This window comes from Ruegeria sp. N10, assembly GCF_056531545.1.
Genome location: NZ_JBQFLY010000001.1, coordinates 171,468 through 187,053 on the forward strand (window position 1 = coordinate 171,468; position 15,586 = coordinate 187,053).

16 protein-coding genes are annotated in these 15,586 nt (G+C 55.9%); 7 read left to right on the top strand and 9 right to left on the bottom strand.

Annotation, left to right across the window (positions count from 1 at the left end; all coding sequences use genetic code 11):
• Window positions 1-285: 285 nt before the first annotated feature.
• Both glnA and ACR0JI_RS00855 read right to left on the bottom strand, forming a co-directional pair.
• Window positions 286-1,692 carry a type I glutamate--ammonia ligase gene (gene glnA / locus ACR0JI_RS00850; protein ID WP_480473395.1) on the bottom strand — a complete coding sequence of 469 codons (1,407 nt, stop codon included), beginning with the start codon at window positions 1,690-1,692 and terminating at the stop codon, window positions 286-288.
• Window positions 1,693-1,725: 33 nt separating this feature from the next.
• Window positions 1,726-2,064: a P-II family nitrogen regulator gene (locus ACR0JI_RS00855; RefSeq protein ID WP_209503542.1), complete on the bottom strand. Its 339-nt coding sequence runs from the start codon at window positions 2,062-2,064 to the stop codon at window positions 1,726-1,728.
• 169 nt (window positions 2,065-2,233) lie between these two features.
• On the opposite strand from ACR0JI_RS00855, the gene ACR0JI_RS00860 reads away from it, so the two are divergent.
• The 3 genes from ACR0JI_RS00860 (at window position 2,234) to tig (ending at window position 6,876) form a co-directional block, all read left to right on the top strand.
• Entirely contained in the window at window positions 2,234-3,937 is a 1,704-nt protein-coding gene (locus ACR0JI_RS00860) for an NAD(P)H-hydrate dehydratase (RefSeq protein ID WP_480492965.1), read from the top strand.
• Window positions 3,938-4,246: 309 nt separating this feature from the next.
• The gene (locus ACR0JI_RS00865; RefSeq protein WP_480492966.1) at window positions 4,247-5,371 is read left to right on the top strand and encodes a porin; all 1,125 of its coding nucleotides are present in this window, start codon (window positions 4,247-4,249) and stop codon (window positions 5,369-5,371) included.
• A gap of 173 nt (window positions 5,372-5,544) precedes the next feature.
• A complete protein-coding gene (tig, locus tag ACR0JI_RS00870) occupies window positions 5,545-6,876 on the top strand; it encodes a trigger factor (protein WP_480492967.1) in 1,332 nt (443 codons plus the stop codon).
• 100 nt (window positions 6,877-6,976) lie between these two features.
• On the opposite strand, the gene ACR0JI_RS00875 is transcribed toward tig, so the two are convergent.
• From ACR0JI_RS00875 to rpsF, 6 genes are all read right to left on the bottom strand, one after another.
• Complete coding sequence (locus ACR0JI_RS00875) at window positions 6,977-7,831, bottom strand: acyl-homoserine-lactone synthase (RefSeq protein ID WP_480492968.1); 855 nt, start codon at window positions 7,829-7,831, stop codon at window positions 6,977-6,979.
• Window positions 7,832-7,938: 107 nt separating this feature from the next.
• Window positions 7,939-8,640, bottom strand: coding sequence for a LuxR family transcriptional regulator (locus ACR0JI_RS00880; protein ID WP_267364591.1), 702 nt, complete (start codon window positions 8,638-8,640; stop codon window positions 7,939-7,941).
• A gap of 235 nt (window positions 8,641-8,875) precedes the next feature.
• Window positions 8,876-9,361, bottom strand: a complete 486-nt coding sequence (locus ACR0JI_RS00885; protein ID WP_480492969.1) for a transglycosylase SLT domain-containing protein — start codon at window positions 9,359-9,361, stop codon at window positions 8,876-8,878.
• Between the two features lie 166 nt (window positions 9,362-9,527).
• A complete protein-coding gene (gene rplI, locus ACR0JI_RS00890) occupies window positions 9,528-10,148 on the bottom strand; it encodes a 50S ribosomal protein L9 (protein ID WP_267364588.1) in 621 nt (206 codons plus the stop codon).
• Window positions 10,149-10,160: 12 nt separating this feature from the next.
• Window positions 10,161-10,388: a 30S ribosomal protein S18 gene (rpsR, locus tag ACR0JI_RS00895; protein ID WP_005608650.1), complete on the bottom strand. Its 228-nt coding sequence runs from the start codon at window positions 10,386-10,388 to the stop codon at window positions 10,161-10,163.
• Window positions 10,389-10,416: 28 nt separating this feature from the next.
• Entirely contained in the window at window positions 10,417-10,770 is a 354-nt protein-coding gene (gene rpsF / locus ACR0JI_RS00900) for a 30S ribosomal protein S6 (protein WP_209503558.1), read from the bottom strand.
• 353 nt (window positions 10,771-11,123) lie between these two features.
• Between rpsF and ACR0JI_RS00905 the strand changes: the two genes are divergently transcribed.
• Together ACR0JI_RS00905 and ACR0JI_RS00910 are read left to right on the top strand one after the other, a co-directional pair.
• Window positions 11,124-11,570 (top strand): hypothetical protein, encoded by a 447-nt coding sequence (locus ACR0JI_RS00905; RefSeq protein ID WP_480473389.1) that lies wholly within the window; start codon window positions 11,124-11,126, stop codon window positions 11,568-11,570.
• Between the two features lie 125 nt (window positions 11,571-11,695).
• The gene (locus ACR0JI_RS00910) at window positions 11,696-12,268 is read left to right on the top strand and encodes a YceI family protein (RefSeq protein WP_209596807.1); all 573 of its coding nucleotides are present in this window, start codon (window positions 11,696-11,698) and stop codon (window positions 12,266-12,268) included.
• A 60-nt stretch (window positions 12,269-12,328) separates the two neighbouring features.
• On the opposite strand, the gene ACR0JI_RS00915 is transcribed toward ACR0JI_RS00910, so the two are convergent.
• A complete protein-coding gene (locus ACR0JI_RS00915; RefSeq protein WP_480492970.1) occupies window positions 12,329-13,549 on the bottom strand; it encodes a cytochrome b/b6 domain-containing protein in 1,221 nt (406 codons plus the stop codon).
• Between the two features lie 174 nt (window positions 13,550-13,723).
• On the opposite strand from ACR0JI_RS00915, the gene fabD reads away from it, so the two are divergent.
• Window positions 13,724-14,662 (top strand): ACP S-malonyltransferase, encoded by a 939-nt coding sequence (gene fabD / locus ACR0JI_RS00920; protein ID WP_480492971.1) that lies wholly within the window; start codon window positions 13,724-13,726, stop codon window positions 14,660-14,662.
• A 42-nt stretch (window positions 14,663-14,704) separates the two neighbouring features.
• Complete coding sequence (gene fabG / locus ACR0JI_RS00925) at window positions 14,705-15,442, top strand: 3-oxoacyl-[acyl-carrier-protein] reductase (RefSeq protein ID WP_480473386.1); 738 nt, start codon at window positions 14,705-14,707, stop codon at window positions 15,440-15,442.
• Window positions 15,443-15,586 lie beyond the last annotated feature (144 nt).

Sequence of the window (15,586 nt, forward strand, 5' to 3'; positions counted from 1 at the left end):
AGGTAATCCGGTTGTGTTAAAATCTGAGGCCAGCCTACCTTGAGCTTTGAATTGGGCAAAGCAGTTCGTTGGAGTGGCACCAACCGCTCCTGCAAAAGCCTGTTGATTGGTCTGCAGATCGCCTTTGAAGAGTTTCAGATCCTCAGCATCGGGCAGATAGCAAGGGCGAAGGTAAAAGGTGTGTATTCTGTGCCATGGCACCCGAAAAGGCTGAACAGCGACAGACAGGCGCAAATGAAACAGGGGCGCCCGTTTGGGCGCCCCTGTAAATCCATGCCGTGTTGCTTAGCAGCTGTAATACATGCCGTACTCAACCGGGTGTGGTGTGTGCTCGTAGGTTTCGACCTCTTCCATCTTCAGGGCGATATAGCCGTCGATCTGGTCTTTGGTGAACACGTCACCTTGCAACAGGAAGTCGTGATCGGAAGCCAGCGCTTCCAGAGCTTCACGCAAGCTGCCGCAGACAGTCGGGATACCGGCCAGTTCCTCGGCAGGTAGATCGTACAGGTTCTTGTCCATGGCTTCGCCCGGATCGATCTTGTTTTTGATGCCGTCCAGGCCAGCCATCAACAGAGCGGCAAACGCCAGGTAGGGGTTTGCAGCCGGGTCGGGGAAACGAGCCTCAACGCGCTTGGCTTTGGGGCTTTCGGTCCACGGAATACGAACACAACCCGAACGGTTGCGGGCCGAGTAGGCGCGCAGAACTGGGGCTTCGAAACCGGGGATCAAACGCTTGTAGCTGTTGGTAGCCGGGTTGGTGAAGGCGTTCAGGGTTTTGGCGTGCTTCAGGATGCCGCCGATGAAGTACAGCGCTTCGTCAGAAAGATCAGCGTATTTGTCACCCGCGAACAGTGGCTTGCCGTCTTTCCAGATCGACATGTTCACGTGCATGCCGGTGCCGTTGTCACCTGCGATAGGCTTCGGCATGAAGGTTGCCGATTTGCCGTACGCATGAGCCACGTTGTGGATGACATATTTGTACTTTTGCAGCTCATCCGCCTGCTTGGTCAGGCTGTCGAAGATCAGGCCCAGTTCGTGCTGGCATGAAGCAACTTCGTGATGGTGCTTGTCGACCTTCATGCCCAGACGCTTCATGGTGGACAGCATTTCCGACCGCAGGTCCTGCGCTTCGTCGATCGGGTTCACCGGGAAGTAGCCACCCTTGACGCCCGGGCGGTGGCCCGTATTGCCCATTTCGTATTCGGTGTCGGTGTTCCATGATGCGTCAGTTGCATCAACTTCGTAGGATACCTTGTTGATCGTGTTCGAATACCGGACATCGTCAAACAGGAAAAACTCGGCTTCGGGGCCCATGTATGCAACATCGCCGATCCCCGATGCCTTCAGGTAGGCTTCGGCTTTCTGCGCTGTGCCGCGCGGGTCACGCTCATAGGCTTCGCCTGTATCGGGCTCGACGACCGTGCAGTGTACGCAAATGGTTTTCTCAGCGTAGAACGGATCAACATATGCGCTTTCGGTGTCGATCATCAGCTTCATGTCCGATGCTTCGATCGACTTCCAGCCTGCGATGGACGAGCCATCGAACATGAAGCCTTCGTCCAGGAAGTCTTCGTCGACCTGATCGGCCATCAGGGTCACGTGCTGCAGCTTGCCGCGGGGGTCGGTGAAACGGACGTCGACATATTCGGCGCCCTCTTCCTTGATCAGCTGAAGAACTGCGTCCTTGCTCATTCTCTTGATTCCTCTGACTTGAAGATTGGTATGTTAGAGCGCGTCCGAGCCGGTCTCGCCGGTACGGATGCGAATGGCTTGTTCAACCGGAGAGACAAAGATCTTACCGTCGCCGATCTTGTCGGTCTTGGCTGCCGACACGATGGCCTCGATGGCCGCATCGACCTGGTCATCGTCCAATACGACCTCGACCTTTACCTTGGGCAAAAAGTCGACAACATATTCTGCGCCACGATACAGCTCGGTATGGCCTTTCTGACGGCCGAAACCTTTGACTTCGACGACGCTGAGACCCTGAACACCTACGTCCTGCAACGCCTCTTTCACTTCGTCCAGTTTGAACGGCTTGATGATCGCTTCGATCTTTTTCATTCCGGCTCACCTTGAATGGTTGTCTCAGGCGCAGTGATCACGTCTAAGATCGGGCAGCAACGTGATTGCGGTATCGGTCGGGTCGGTATCCGTTGAAATCAGGCTCTGTGCTAATTTTTGGGCGGTTTGCACAAAAAGTAATCGAAACTGAATCGCGCGAGGGTGTGACATGTCCGAATTGCTGACAGCGGCGCAGATGAAAGCCATCGAACTCGCGGCCATCGAGTCCGGTGAGGTCACGGGCTTGGAGCTGATGGAGCGGGCAGGGCAAGGCGTTGTCGAGGCGATCTTCGAGGAATGGCCAGATCTGGACAGGCGAGGGGCCAACCCCTCGCGCTCCCCGGAGTATTTGGAAAAAGATGAAGATAATCCGTTGCGCGCGGTCGTGCTGTGCGGGCCCGGAAACAACGGCGGTGACGGGTTTGTCGTGGCGCGTCTTTTGCGGGAACTGGGCTGGAAGGTTGAGGTATTCCTGTATGGCGATCCAGATAGGCTGCCGCCGGACGCGCGGGTGAATTATCAGCGATGGGGTGAGTTGGGTGTTATCAACGCGCTTTCAAAAGAAGGCTTGAAGAATGACCGCCTGGCCAATTTTGGAATACCAAACGTTTTGGTGGACGCGATTTTCGGCACGGGGTTGACACGTCCGATTGATCCTGTGCTTGGGCAATTGTTGGAGTATTTTTGCAGCTTGTCATCACGTGTTCGCTTTGTGGCAGTCGATTCACCTTCGGGGCTGTGCATGGACAGCGGAAAGGTGCTTGGTGCCCGAGCAGGAATACTGACCGATGCCAGACCCCTTTCTGCGGATCTGACAGTAACCTTCGAACGAAGAAAACTTGGGCATGTGTTGAGCGACGGTCCGGCTTATTGCCGGAAAGTGAGCGTCGTCGAAATTGGTCTGAATGAAACGTCGGAGCGGCACTGGGGGCAGGTTATTTTGCAAGGAGAAAGAGCAGGCCGGGGTCCAGTCCGCAGCGTCACTCTGGACGACCAGAAGCTCGATAGCGGGCGGCGTGCAAGAACGCTTTTGACAAAGCAAAGCGATTTACCTTCAGTCGTTGCGCACAAATACACCCATGGCCATGCCCTGATCCTTTCGGGTGGCCCCGGCAAGACCGGTGCGGCGCGTCTGGCCGCGCGGGGGGCCTTGCGGATTGGGGCAGGGTTGGTGACGCTGGGGGTGCCATCCTTGGCGTTGGCAGAGGTGGCGAGCCGGATCACTGCCCTCATGCTACAGTGCATTGATGGTTCTCAAATGCTGTCAGACGTATTGCAGGACGTGCGGATGAACGCCCTTTGTCTGGGCCCCGGTTTGGGGTTGGAGCGCGCGCGGGACCTGGTGCCGGTCGCCCTGATTGCGAAACGTGCGACGGTTCTGGATGCGGATGCGCTGACAGCTTTTGCTGGTGATCCCGGAAACCTGTTCGAAATGCTGCATGACCGCTGCGTTCTGACCCTACATGGCGGAGAGTTTGCGCGGCTGTTCCCCGATCTGGCGGAAAAGCTGAGCGAAACGCCGGTCAGAGGCCCCGCCTATTCCAAGGTGGGCGCAACGCGAGAGGCAGCGGCACGTGCGGGATGTGTCGTGTTGTTCAAAGGGCCGGATACTGTCATTGCGGCCCCGGACGGGCGATGTTCGATCAATGCTGCGTGCTATGATCGCGCGGCCCCTTGGCTTGCAACCGCCGGGTCAGGCGATGTGTTGGCCGGTTACATCGCCGGGCTATTGGCGCGGGGGGGCGATCCGATGACGGCGGCTGAGACAGCAGCGTGGCTGCACGTGGAATGCGCACGGCGTTTCGGGCCGGGATTGATCGCCGAGGATCTGCCTGAGCAATTGCCCGGTGTTTTCAAACAGCTGAATGTCTAGTTGTTTTGGGCAGAAAGCAGTTCAGGCTCTGTCTGAATCGCATGTTTTCGCTGTCAAGATGTGCGCGGATGCATACCGCATATTTGTCAGGTGCATAGGTAGGCATCACTATTCATTTGCAAGCTGCCAGTGGGGGCTGGAGTCGTATCTTGTAAGCTGATGAAAAATAATGTAAAATGGTAGAGTTCTTTGTGTGTTCTGTTGCTAAAATACAATTCTTGCGTAAGACAAGGGGCAGACCACTGGAACGCTCGGATTCAGTAAACAAATGGGCAGTATCTGAACCCCGAACCAATTATGGTGAGTGAAATGACCCCAAATATCAAAAAGATATCGGTTGCTGCCTTTCTGACTGCCACGGTCGCTGTTCCGGCAGCCGCAGAGCTGAAATACGAAAATAACAGTGGCGGCTATGTGCTGTTGTACGGGCAGTTTAACCCAGCCTTGATTTCTGTTGATGACGGGCAAGATACCGAGACCCGGGTCCTCGACAACGATCTGTCGAACAGCCGGGTTGGCCTGCGCCTGATGCAGCCATTTGGCCAGAACGAGTTTACCTTTCGCTTGGAAACGGCGTTGGGCTTGCCGAACTCGACTGAATGGAACCAGAACGGTACAAATTTCAGCGGCTGGACTCGCGACGATATCCGATTTGTGGATTTTGCCTTGAAGGGCAGCTACGGCAAATTCTCGGCTGGTCAGGGCAGCATGGTGGCAGATGGTGCTGCCGAGGTGGACCTGTCCTATGTCGGCACCGCGCTGTATTCGTTCACAAACGATGAAAACTCGGGCTTTTTCTATCGTGGCACAAACGGTGTGTTGAGCGGTATTACGGTTGGTGACAGTTCCAGCAACTTTGACGGCTCACGTCGCGGGCGTGTGCGGTATGACACACCAACGGTTAACGGGTTCTCGGCCGCATTTGCATATGGTCAGAACATCCTGTCCAGCAGTGACGATGATGACTACTACGACGTCGGTGTGTTCTATGAAAACACCTTTGCAGGCGGAGTAGAGTTTGCGGCAGCTGTCGCGTATTCGGTGCGGGACCGGGATGACAATTCAGGGGATCGCAAAGATACCATCGGTTCGGCCTCGGTGTTGTTGCCCAGCGGTCTGGGTTTCACGATTGCCGGCGGCACGCGTGACGATGACCGGGCTGGCCAGACGGACCCGAATTACTGGTACGGCAAGGTCTCGTACGAAGGGAACTGGGTTTCCTGGGGTAAGACAGGTGTCGGCATCGACTATTATGACGGCGCGGATTTCGAGACCAACGGGTCCGACACCAAGGCATGGGGTATCGCTGTCGTGCAGAAGGTCGAAGCGATCAATACCGATGTATACCTGAAGTATCGCAACCACGACTTCGATGATGGTTCATCCTTTGACAACAACGAAGCATGGGTTCTGGGCGCGCGCTGGAAGTTTTAATTGCCTTCCAGCGACCCAACACGAACGCCCCGAAAACCGGGGCGTTCTTTTTTGCCAAAACCAGGTTGATTCAGCCTTTGCCCCTTGCACGTTGGCGGCAGGGCAAATAGAAGGCGTCAAATTTGCCCGGCGCGCCCGTTTTGCGCGCCCCGAATCCTATGGGGACTACCAAAATGCAGGTTACCGAGACGCTGAACGAAGGTCTGAAACGCGGCTACAACATCGTTGTGACCGCAGCCGAACTGGACGACAAGGTCAATGAAAAGCTGACCGAAGCACAGCCGGAAATCGAAATGAAAGGCTTCCGCAAAGGCAAGGTGCCGATGGCGCTGCTGAAAAAGCAGTTTGGCCAGCGCCTGCTGGGCGAGGCGATGCAGGAATCCATCGACGGTGCGATGAACAAGCATTTTGTGGACAGCGGCGACCGCCCCGCGCTGCAGCCCGAAGTCAAGATGACCAACGAGGACTGGAAAGAAGGCGATGATATCGAGGTCGCGATGTCCTACGAAGCGCTGCCCGCGATCCCTGAGGTCGATCTGAAATCGGTCGCGCTGGACAAGCTGATCGTCAAGGCGGATGACGCAGCCGTCGAGGAAGCGCTGAACAATCTGGCTGAAACCGCTCAGGACTTCAAAGCCCGCCGCAAGGGTTCGAAAGCCAAGGAAGGCGACCAGATCGTGTTCGATTTCGTCGGCAAGGTTGATGGTGAAGAATTCGAAGGTGGATCGGCGGAAGATTACCCGCTGGTTCTGGGCTCGAACAGCTTCATCCCCGGTTTTGAAGACCAGCTGGTCGGTGTGAAGGCCGAGGAAGAAAAAGACGTCAACGTGACTTTCCCGGAAGAATATGGTGCCGAACACCTGGCCGGAAAAGACGCGGTCTTCACCTGCACGATCAAGGAAGTGAAAGAGCCGGTTGCAGCAGAGATCAACGATGAGTTGGCGATGAAGTTCGGCGCCGAGGATCTGGCCGCCCTGAAAACTCAGATTTCGGAACGTCTGGAAGCAGAATACGCAGGTGCATCGCGCGCTGTCATGAAGCGGGCCCTGCTGGACGCGCTGGATGAGAAAGTGTCGTTCGACCTGCCGCCGTCGCTGGTTGAAGCCGAAGCCAAGCAGATTGCACATCAGCTGTGGCACGAGGAAAACCCCGAGGTAACCGGCCATGACCACGGTGAGATCGAACCCACCGATGAGCACAACAAGCTGGCCGAACGCCGCGTGCGTCTGGGTCTGTTGCTGGCTGAACTGGGCCAAAAGGCAGAGGTGGAAGTCACCGACGCCGAGATGACCCAGGCGATCATGAATCAGGCCCGTCAGTACCCGGGCCAGGAACGCCAGTTCTTCGAGTTCGTACAGCAGAACGCTCAGATGCAGCAGCAACTGCGCGCGCCGATCTTCGAAGACAAGGTTGTCGACTATGTGTTCGAGCTGGCCCAGGTCAGCGACAAGGAAGTCAGCAAGGACGACCTGCAAAAAGCCATTGAGGCATTGGAAGAGGAATAATCCTCTTCCTTCCCTCTTTGTTCAGAGAGGGGAAAAAACGGAGCCGCCTGTAAACAGACGGCTCCGCATGGGTGGCTTTTGTGTCTATGAGGTGAGGGGGTCAGGCCTCATGAGCAAAAGCACGGGGGGTTTCTAACAAAGCGATCTTCTGCTCTGGTGTGAACGTATCCGAGAGCGCTTCGATCAGCTTCAGAACGTCCTGACGTTCAGCTTCGTTCCTCGCGGCGCTCATCTGTTCCACAAAATACTTCTCAAGATCAGTCAGTGGCTTGTGATCCTGATTGGCCGGGTTCTGGATTGCGGCCTTCTTGGCTGCAAACAGTGCCAGTGCCTCTTCGTCGTCCATAAAGACGTTCTCACGGATGCCTGCAAATTCGCGCAGGCCCGAGATGCGTTCATCGGTACAATCCAACAGGGCGGCCAGTGCCGAGACTTTCCCCATGGGAACCGTTTCGCCGACATAGTCATATGGCGCGCAGTTCGACCGTTTCAGAACCCGGTCCATGACCGGATCGATTACGGTGATGATATCCTGAATGCCTGAGTTCTTGGCATATTCCAGAGAACCAATCATCAGCTCGCAGGTAGCATAAGAGACAGAATTCTTTTCCTTGCCACGCGTTAGGCGCTGCGTGTCCACGCAGAAGCGTGTTGATTCCCACATTGTTGCGCTGCGAAGTGGTGCTTCCCCGCAAAGGATTGCCGAAAACACATCCGACAACATATGAGGTCCTGTGGTCTGTAGGGCACGCACGGCTGCGACGACATTCCCCCCGTCGTCGAGTCCGATTACATATGCCGGGTCCAGATGATCGAATTCATCAATTTCCTTGCCGTCTTCGATCTTTACGTCCCATCCAAGACGTCCGCCAAAAACACGTGCTCTCAACTCGAACATTTCGTCAAGAACTTCGCTGAACATATGTCTGTTCAGGCCATCTACCACGATGATCATTTCTTCCCCCTTCGAGTGGTTGTTCGGTAATACTGACGTTACCGCTCTCGAAAGATTTTTCTATTGGGGGATTCCCGTATTTTGACGAAATTTGGGGATTTTTTTGTTTATCCCGGGGTAATAAGCCCGATCGCTATCGCCCGCCCTACAGCCTGAGGGGTGGTCAGCGCACTAAGCTTTTCCCGGCTCGAACGCAAGTGTACTTCTACGGTTCGGTGCGAAATAGACAAAATATCGCCGATATCCTGCTGCGACTTACCTGCAGCGACCCATTGCAGGATTTCCGCTTCGCGAGAGGACAATGTCGGATGATATAGTGCGCCGGTCAGCTGATCCGAGGACACGACGTTGTCGTGGATGTGCACGGCCATGGCCTGCAAATCGCCGATAAAGTTCGTGTAAAGCTTACGCCACTCTTCCTTGCTGCAATTTCGGGTTGCGCTCAGCAGGCCAATATCACCGTAGGGGCCACGTACCGGGATCGTAACACCCTGACTGGGCAAGCCAAAATCGTGAGCATCCCGGAAAACGCGTTGAAAATCTGGGCTTCTTTCCAGACGGCTCCAATCCACCGGTGCGATACTGCGGCGGGCCATGTGGATGGTAGGATCGATCATGATCAGACCCTGTTTCTGGTAGTGCTCAGTCCAGGCGTCGTCATAGGTGACAAAGCCAGCCACAGTTCCTGCCGCCGGATTCATGCCTGCGTAGGCAGCATGATCCATGTCATGCTTCTCACAGATTTGCCTAAGAAATTCGGTATATCGAACTTCTGAATCCGGCAGGGTGCTCAGATCGACAATTTCCATGTGGCGCCTACCAGCTGTGGCCCATCTTGCTGCCCGATGGTGTCGTCGAGCATGCGTATTACACAGAGTGGAACCCGTTTACCTCACCAAGTCAGAACATCATACTTTTCTAAACATGACAAGGAGAGGTCTAAATTGTCTGTGCAATATCGCATATTGCGACACCCAATAGAACATTTTTGTCACTATTCAGTTTCAAGTGCTGATTCCGATCGAATTCTGACGCGAATGACCGTCAGGGTGTTGGCCTAAGCCCGGTTTCGACCAGCATTCCTCGGGCTTTAGCTTCGGGATAAAAACCTTTGGCGTACAGAAAAATTGCCCTGCGTTGGTCCCCATCTGAAAGCATCCACGCCCCGCGCAAGTACTTCCCGGCAAACTCAAGGTTGGTGTCGGCGTCCAGCAAACCTTCGGCTTTGCCGGTGTATCCCATCGAGCGCGCCGTGGCTGGCAGGATCTGAAGAAGGCCGTAATAGGGCCGGTTGACGGCCCATGGTCGATGTGTGCTTTCGCGAATGGCCAGCTTGTGAACCAGCTCCCGCGGAATTTCGTAATAGTCCGCCCATCTGTTGATCGAAGCTCTCAGCTCGGGCGTTTCATTCGGGTGGAGCGGCGGGTCAAAATGTGGCGTACCCGCCTTGGAGACCTGGTCTGCCCCGCAGGCAACCAACGACACAAATAGAAACAGTGCCAGGAAACTTTGGCGCAGATAAACAAGCATTTTTCGGTCCTCTGGATTTCGGCGGCAATGATACGGAACGACAATGAGCCTTCAAGCGTACACGGGAAAATGGGCTGAAACTTGCCGGTACGACTTGTGAATACAAAGGGAAAAAAGAAAAGGCCGCGCTTTGGCGCGGCCTTTAGGATGCTCACAAGCAGCCGGATCAGGCTTTGGCTTCGTCTTCCGCAACCGGTGCCGCGTCGGCAACCATGTCATCATCATCCGAAGCGGCCGAGCCGATGTCGTCGAACAGTTCGGCGATTTCGAATTCAGCAGCGGCTTCTTCTTCAGCAGCCAGTTCCTGAATCGATTTGCCCGAAGCCTGCAGTTCGGCTTCTTCTGCCGAACGGGCCACGTTCATTTTGATTTCGACTTCAACCTCGGGGTGCAGTTTCACTGCGACAGTGTGAAGACCCAGTTCTTTGATCGGGGCGATCAGGACAATCTGTTTCTTGTCGACGGTGAAACCTGCTTCGGTTGCGGCGTCAGCGGCGTCACGCGGGGTGACCGAACCGTACAGAGCGCCGGCATCCGATGCCGAGCGAATCACGATGAACTGCTGACCGTCCAGCTTTTCAGCCAGTGCTTCAGCTTCTTTCTTGGTTTCCAGGTTGCGGGCCTCAAGCTGCGCTTTCTGGGCTTCGAACGACGCGATGTTGGCGTCGGACGCGCTCAGGGCTTTGCCTTGGGGCAGCAGGAAGTTGCGGGCGTAGCCGGGCTTGACGTCAACGACGTCGCCCATCTGACCCAGTTTCGCAACGCGTTCCAGCAGGATAACTTGCATGTCAGTCTCTCCTTACTTCACAGCGTAGGGCAGAAGGGCGAGGAAGCGGGCGCGCTTGATAGCACGGGCCAGTTCACGCTGCTTCTTCGCCGAAACGGCGGTGATGCGCGAAGGAACGATCTTGCCACGCTCAGAGATGTAGCGCTGCAGCAGACGGGTGTCTTTGTAGTCGATCTTCGGCGCGTTCTCACCCGAGAACGGGCAGACCTTGCGGCGGCGGAAAAATGGTTTTGCGGCCATGGTTTAGAGTCCTTTTCTCAGGCGTTGATCAACGGCGCTCGCGGCGTTCGCCACGTTCGTCACGCTTCTGCATCTGAACCGACGGACCATCTTCGTGGCCGTCGACCTTGATGGTCAGAACGCGCATGACATCTTCATGCAGACGCATCAGGCGTTCCATTTCCTGCACCGCGCCCGAGGGGGCATCGGTTTTCAGAAAGGCATAGTGGCCTTTGCGGTTTTTGTTGATCTTGTAGGCCATCGTCTTGACGCCCCAGTACTCGCTATCAACCAGCTTGCCGCCGTTGTCAGCCAGAACGGTGCCGAAATGTTCGACGAGGCTTTCCGCCTGCGCGTTGGACAGATCCTGACGCGCGATCATTACATGCTCATACAGTGGCATGTGCACTCCTGTTTATATCAAGGCGCATTTCATAGGCGGGGCCAAACGTTCCTTCGCGACCCTGCCACGAGAGGCTGCGCGATTCTTACGACTGCGAAGGATGGCCCCGTATACACGTCTGAGCCGCAAGGGCAAGCCCTGCCACATATGCCTCTGAGACGCCGCCCAAATTCCTTTAGGCCGCCCAATTGCTGACGCTTTTCGGCTCAAAGTTGTTTTGCATACCGGACATCAACCGGATCAACAGAATTTCGAAAGTAACCTTAAAAGGGTGACGTGTTATGACCGCTACTAACACAAACGCATATCAGGAAAGCGTTGCCGGCTCGCGATTTGAAAATTCAGTGCCGGTAATGATCACGTTTGCACCGAACTGGAAGGCCCGCCTGATCCTGGCGCGGATGGTCGGGGCGTTCCTGATCGTTTCTGCGTTCTCCATGTGGTTGATGCCCGGATCGGTCGTTGGCGCAGATGTTTGGCCGATCAAGATGGCGGCGTCCATGCTGTTTCTGGTCGTTGGCGTCGCCTTGCTGACGATCGAGGTTCTTGACCCGCGCCCTGACGCCTATTTCGACCCGATCCGCCGAGAAGTCCGGGTGTTGCAAAAGAACGAAGACGGACGCCCTCAGACTGTCCTGCGCCGCAGCTATGACTCGCTGGGTGGGGCGCGTTTTGAAGAGAATGAAGTTCACCTGTTTGACGTGGACGGCAGTCTTTTGATGAAGCTGCCACTTGAATCGGCGGATGTCAGCCGGGCGCTGAAAGGGCAGCTCAGCAAAAGCGTAACAATTTTCGGTTGATTTTTATTCTGTTCAAAAAAGAACAGAAGTTGTGAATCAAAAAAGGTTGTGTGCCGCCCTTGGGCGGCACATTTTGTATTCAAGCAGTCCTGACGGACTGCATTCACAAAACCGCGGAGATTGATATGAAATCCACCCTTCTTGCTGCTGCATTGGCCGTATCAGCGACAACGGCATTCGCCAGCGCCGAGAAATACGTGTTGGATCCCAGCCACAGCCAGGTCATTTTCAGCTATGACCACCTTGGGTTTTCAACCACGACTGGCATGTTTTCCGGCTTTGAAGGCGAGATCATGTTCGACCAGGAAAACCCCGCCGCTTCGAGCGTGAGTGTGTCGATGCCCGTTTTGGAGATGTTTACCGGCTGGAAACCCCGTGAAGATCACTTCATGACCGAGGATTTCTTTGGCGCGGCCGAAGGAGATTTGATCACCTTTACTTCGACAGGAATCGAGGTGACTGGTGAAAACACCGCGAACATCACCGGCGATCTGACGATGAACGGTGTGACCAAATCGGTTGTTCTGGACGCAAAGCTCAACAAGGCTGACACTCACCCGATGGCAAATCAGCCCTGGGCGGGTTTCAATGCCACAACAACGCTGGTCCGTAGCGAATTCGACCTGGGTCAGTTTGCACCGTTTGTCAGCGACGAAGTGCAGATCCAGATTTCGGTCGAGGCACAAAAAGCCGAGTAATCGCGGAATCACGAACAGAAAAACGCCGGTGATCAAATCACCGGCGTTTTTTTTGCCTTACTAACCGCGTGCCGCAGTGAGTTCTACGGATACTGCGACGGTAAAGCCCAGCGAGTCTTCGGTAGGCTGCGATGTGCCTACGTCAAACTCCAACCGATTAAGCTCGGTCGTGCCCGCCATTGTGGCTGTGTCGCCCTGAAGATCCAGCGAGAAGGGCAAAACGACGTCGATCGACTTGTCGCGAATTGTAAGCGGGCCGCGCGCCTCGTACCCATTTTCTGTTTTATAAAGGTCGGCCTTGAACTGGGCAGTTGGGAACCGGGCGTTATCGAAGAAATCCGGCCCCATGGCCTGATCAGTTACGGTTCCAAGACTAAGCGAGCCAATGGCTATCGTGACATCGACAGATCCCGCCAATCCCGGGCCTGTGGGCTCGTCAAAGGCAATTGCTGCCGTCCAGTCGGAAAACGTACCCGTAACGGGGCTGTTCAATTGCGAAATGGTAATCGACAGCGTGCCGCTCTGAACCTGCCATTCAGATTGAACCTCGGCCAGTTGGACATCCGGTGCTTCACTTACGTTTTGGGCAAGCTTTCCAGTTGCCCAGCCACCGGTGACGACGACGCCCCAGACCGCCAGTGCCGCGACGGCTGGAATCAGTGAATGGGTTTGATGTGGTGGTTCCGGCACATCAGACAGGCCCGGTAACATCCGGCGCAATGTGCTGTCCTTGTCTATGACGTGATGTTTCAGCGCACCTGCGACATGCAGGACAAGGGAAACAACCAGAACCCACATGAAAAGCCAGTGCAGAACCCCTGTAACCTCGGCCACGGCGGTGGATTTCGGTACAAAAGGCAGGTTTTGGCCGAAGGGCCAAAGGATTGGGGCAAAGCCTTCGGTCGCGGCGTGGTGAATCCAACCGGTCAGCGGCACAAGGACCAGCGATCCGTAAAGCAGCCAGTGGACGGTTTCAGCGGCGAAGGCTTCGGGTTTGTTGTCAGCATTCAGAAGGCCGGGCTTGGTTTGCGTGAACGCCCAAAGAATGCGGGCCAATGCCACGAAGAACACGGTAACCCCCACGGTTTTATGCAATGAGAACACGCGCGCTGCACGGGCAATTTCCAACTCGGTCGGGGCCGTTGCCGAGTGCAGTACCGCATGTGCCAGATTGTCCGCGACCCAGCCGAGGGGCAAAGCCGTGAAGATCAGCAACGCGGTTAGCCAATGAAACGTCTTTGCGATGCTGCCGTAGCTTGAAAAAGAATTGGTCGATTGCATATGTCGGGCGCTCCGGGATTCTAGGGTGTGCCCAAGGTAAAGGCGGATGAAACAGACACAAGTGAGCGCGGGTGCACACAAAAGGTGCCAGAATGCAGAAAGCAGGCAATACTTGTGCCAGACGGTCAGTCAGTTTACACCCCGCCGCAACCTGACACCATCCATGAGGTTGCAATGACACTCGCGTTCGTTTTCCCGGGGCAAGGCGCCCAGACCATAGGTATGGGCAAAGCTCTGGCTGAGGCCTACCCGGCAGCTCAGGCCATCTTCGATGAGGTGGACGATGCGTTGGGCGAGAAGTTGAGCAGCCTGATCTGGGACGGCGATATTGCTGACCTGACACTGACCCAGAATGCCCAACCCGCGTTGATGGCAACATCGATGGCAGCCATGCGCGCTTTGGAAGCCGAGGGCGTATCCGTCAGCATGGCGGCTTTTGTGGCGGGGCATTCACTGGGTGAATACTCGGCTCTGGCCGCGGCGGGGGCCATGTCTGTTGCAGATACAGCGCGTTTGCTGCGCACCCGTGGTCAGGCTATGCAAAGCGCGGTACCCGTGGGCGAGGGGGCCATGGCCGCCATTCTGGGGCTGGAACTGGAGGCCGTGCGCGCCGTGGCGGAAGAAGCCGCACAGGGCGAGGTCTGTCAGGCCGCAAATGACAACGATCCCACGCAGGTCGTCGTGTCGGGTTCAAAAGCGGCTGTCGAGCGCGCAGCCGAGATAGCCAAGGAAAAAGGTGCAAAACGTGCCGTTATGTTGCCGGTAAGTGCTCCATTTCACTGTTCGCTGATGAAACCTGCTGCAGATGTAATGGCAGAAGCGCTTGCTGCCGTCGAAATTAAGGCACCAGCCGTACCTTTGGTGGCCAATGTTCGCGCCGAGGCTGTCAGCGATCCGGATCTGATCCGTCAATTGCTGGTCGAGCAGGTGACCGGTTCGGTTCGCTGGCGGGAAAGCGTGCAATATATGGCGGCTCAAGGCGTGACTGAAACATGGGAAATCGGCGCTGGCAAGGCGCTGTCCGGTATGATCCGCAAGATCGATCGCGAAATCGCGGGCAAGGCCGTGGGCACACCGGAAGACGTTCAGAAGACCATTCAGGTCGAATCGTAAGCTCAATCCGCGTTGTAAGCGACGCAGCAAGAGGGAAACCGAATGTTTGATTTAACAGGTAAGAATGCGCTGATCACCGGTGCTTCGGGCGGTATCGGAGGTGACATCGCACGTGCGTTGCATGGCGCAGGTGCAACGGTTGGTTTGTCCGGTACACGCGTTGAACCGCTTCAGGCTCTGGCCGACGAACTGGGCGAACGCGCGCATGTTCTGCCTTGCAACTTAAGTGACCCGGAAGCCGTTGAAGCGTTGCCTAAGCAAGCGGCTGAGGCGATGGGATCGGTGGACATTCTTGTAAACAACGCCGGAATCACGCGCGACAACCTGTTCATGCGCATGTCCGACGAAGAATGGCAAAGCGTCATTGACGTGAACATGACCTCGACCATGAAACTGTGCAAAGGGGTGATCCGGGGCATGATGAAGGCGCGCTGGGGCCGTATCGTCAATATCTCGTCCGTGGTGGCCGCAATCGGCAATCCGGGGCAGGCGAACTATGCCGCGTCCAAGGCCGGTATGATCGGGTTTTCCAAGGCTTTGGCCCACGAAGTTGCGACACGCGGAATTACTGTGAATTCCGTGGCACCTGGATTTATCACAACTGCAATGACCGAGAAGCTGACCGAGGAACAGAAAAAGGGTCTGTTGCTCAAGGTTCCGGCCGGGCGCATGGGCGATCCCGAGGAAATTGCAGCTGCCGTTCTGTATCTTTCCAGCCCCGAAGCGGGCTATGTTACCGGAAGCACCTTGCATGTGAACGGCGGTATGGCCATGTTGTGAGCGCGACAGGGGCGAGTGCGAAAGCGTTTGCCTCTTGCGTCGACTATGCTATAGGCGGCGCATCTATGCGGGGCCGGTCGTTCAGGTCGGCCTTCTATTTCCCGGTTCGCCGGGACCGAAACCGCCCAAAACGGGCAAACCAAA

Coding starts and splice junctions, on each gene's coding strand:
- ACR0JI_RS00880 (WP_267364591.1), bottom strand. CDS start 8,640: ATGGAAATTGTCGATCTGAGCACCCTGCCGGATTCAGAAGTTCGATAT.
- rpsR (WP_005608650.1), bottom strand. CDS start 10,388: ATGGCCGCAAAACCATTTTTCCGCCGCCGCAAGGTCTGCCCGTTCTCG.
- ACR0JI_RS00915 (WP_480492970.1), bottom strand. CDS start 13,549: ATGCAATCGACCAATTCTTTTTCAAGCTACGGCAGCATCGCAAAGACG.
- ACR0JI_RS00860 (WP_480492965.1), top strand. CDS start 2,234: ATGTCCGAATTGCTGACAGCGGCGCAGATGAAAGCCATCGAACTCGCG.
- ACR0JI_RS00865 (WP_480492966.1), top strand. CDS start 4,247: ATGACCCCAAATATCAAAAAGATATCGGTTGCTGCCTTTCTGACTGCC.
- glnA (WP_480473395.1), bottom strand. CDS start 1,692: ATGAGCAAGGACGCAGTTCTTCAGCTGATCAAGGAAGAGGGCGCCGAA.
- ACR0JI_RS00905 (WP_480473389.1), top strand. CDS start 11,124: ATGATCACGTTTGCACCGAACTGGAAGGCCCGCCTGATCCTGGCGCGG.
- rplI (WP_267364588.1), bottom strand. CDS start 10,148: ATGCAAGTTATCCTGCTGGAACGCGTTGCGAAACTGGGTCAGATGGGC.
- rpsF (WP_209503558.1), bottom strand. CDS start 10,770: ATGCCACTGTATGAGCATGTAATGATCGCGCGTCAGGATCTGTCCAAC.
- ACR0JI_RS00885 (WP_480492969.1), bottom strand. CDS start 9,361: ATGCTTGTTTATCTGCGCCAAAGTTTCCTGGCACTGTTTCTATTTGTG.
- fabD (WP_480492971.1), top strand. CDS start 13,724: ATGACACTCGCGTTCGTTTTCCCGGGGCAAGGCGCCCAGACCATAGGT.
- ACR0JI_RS00875 (WP_480492968.1), bottom strand. CDS start 7,831: ATGATCATCGTGGTAGATGGCCTGAACAGACATATGTTCAGCGAAGTT.
- tig (WP_480492967.1), top strand. CDS start 5,545: ATGCAGGTTACCGAGACGCTGAACGAAGGTCTGAAACGCGGCTACAAC.
- fabG (WP_480473386.1), top strand. CDS start 14,705: ATGTTTGATTTAACAGGTAAGAATGCGCTGATCACCGGTGCTTCGGGC.
- ACR0JI_RS00855 (WP_209503542.1), bottom strand. CDS start 2,064: ATGAAAAAGATCGAAGCGATCATCAAGCCGTTCAAACTGGACGAAGTG.
- ACR0JI_RS00910 (WP_209596807.1), top strand. CDS start 11,696: ATGAAATCCACCCTTCTTGCTGCTGCATTGGCCGTATCAGCGACAACG.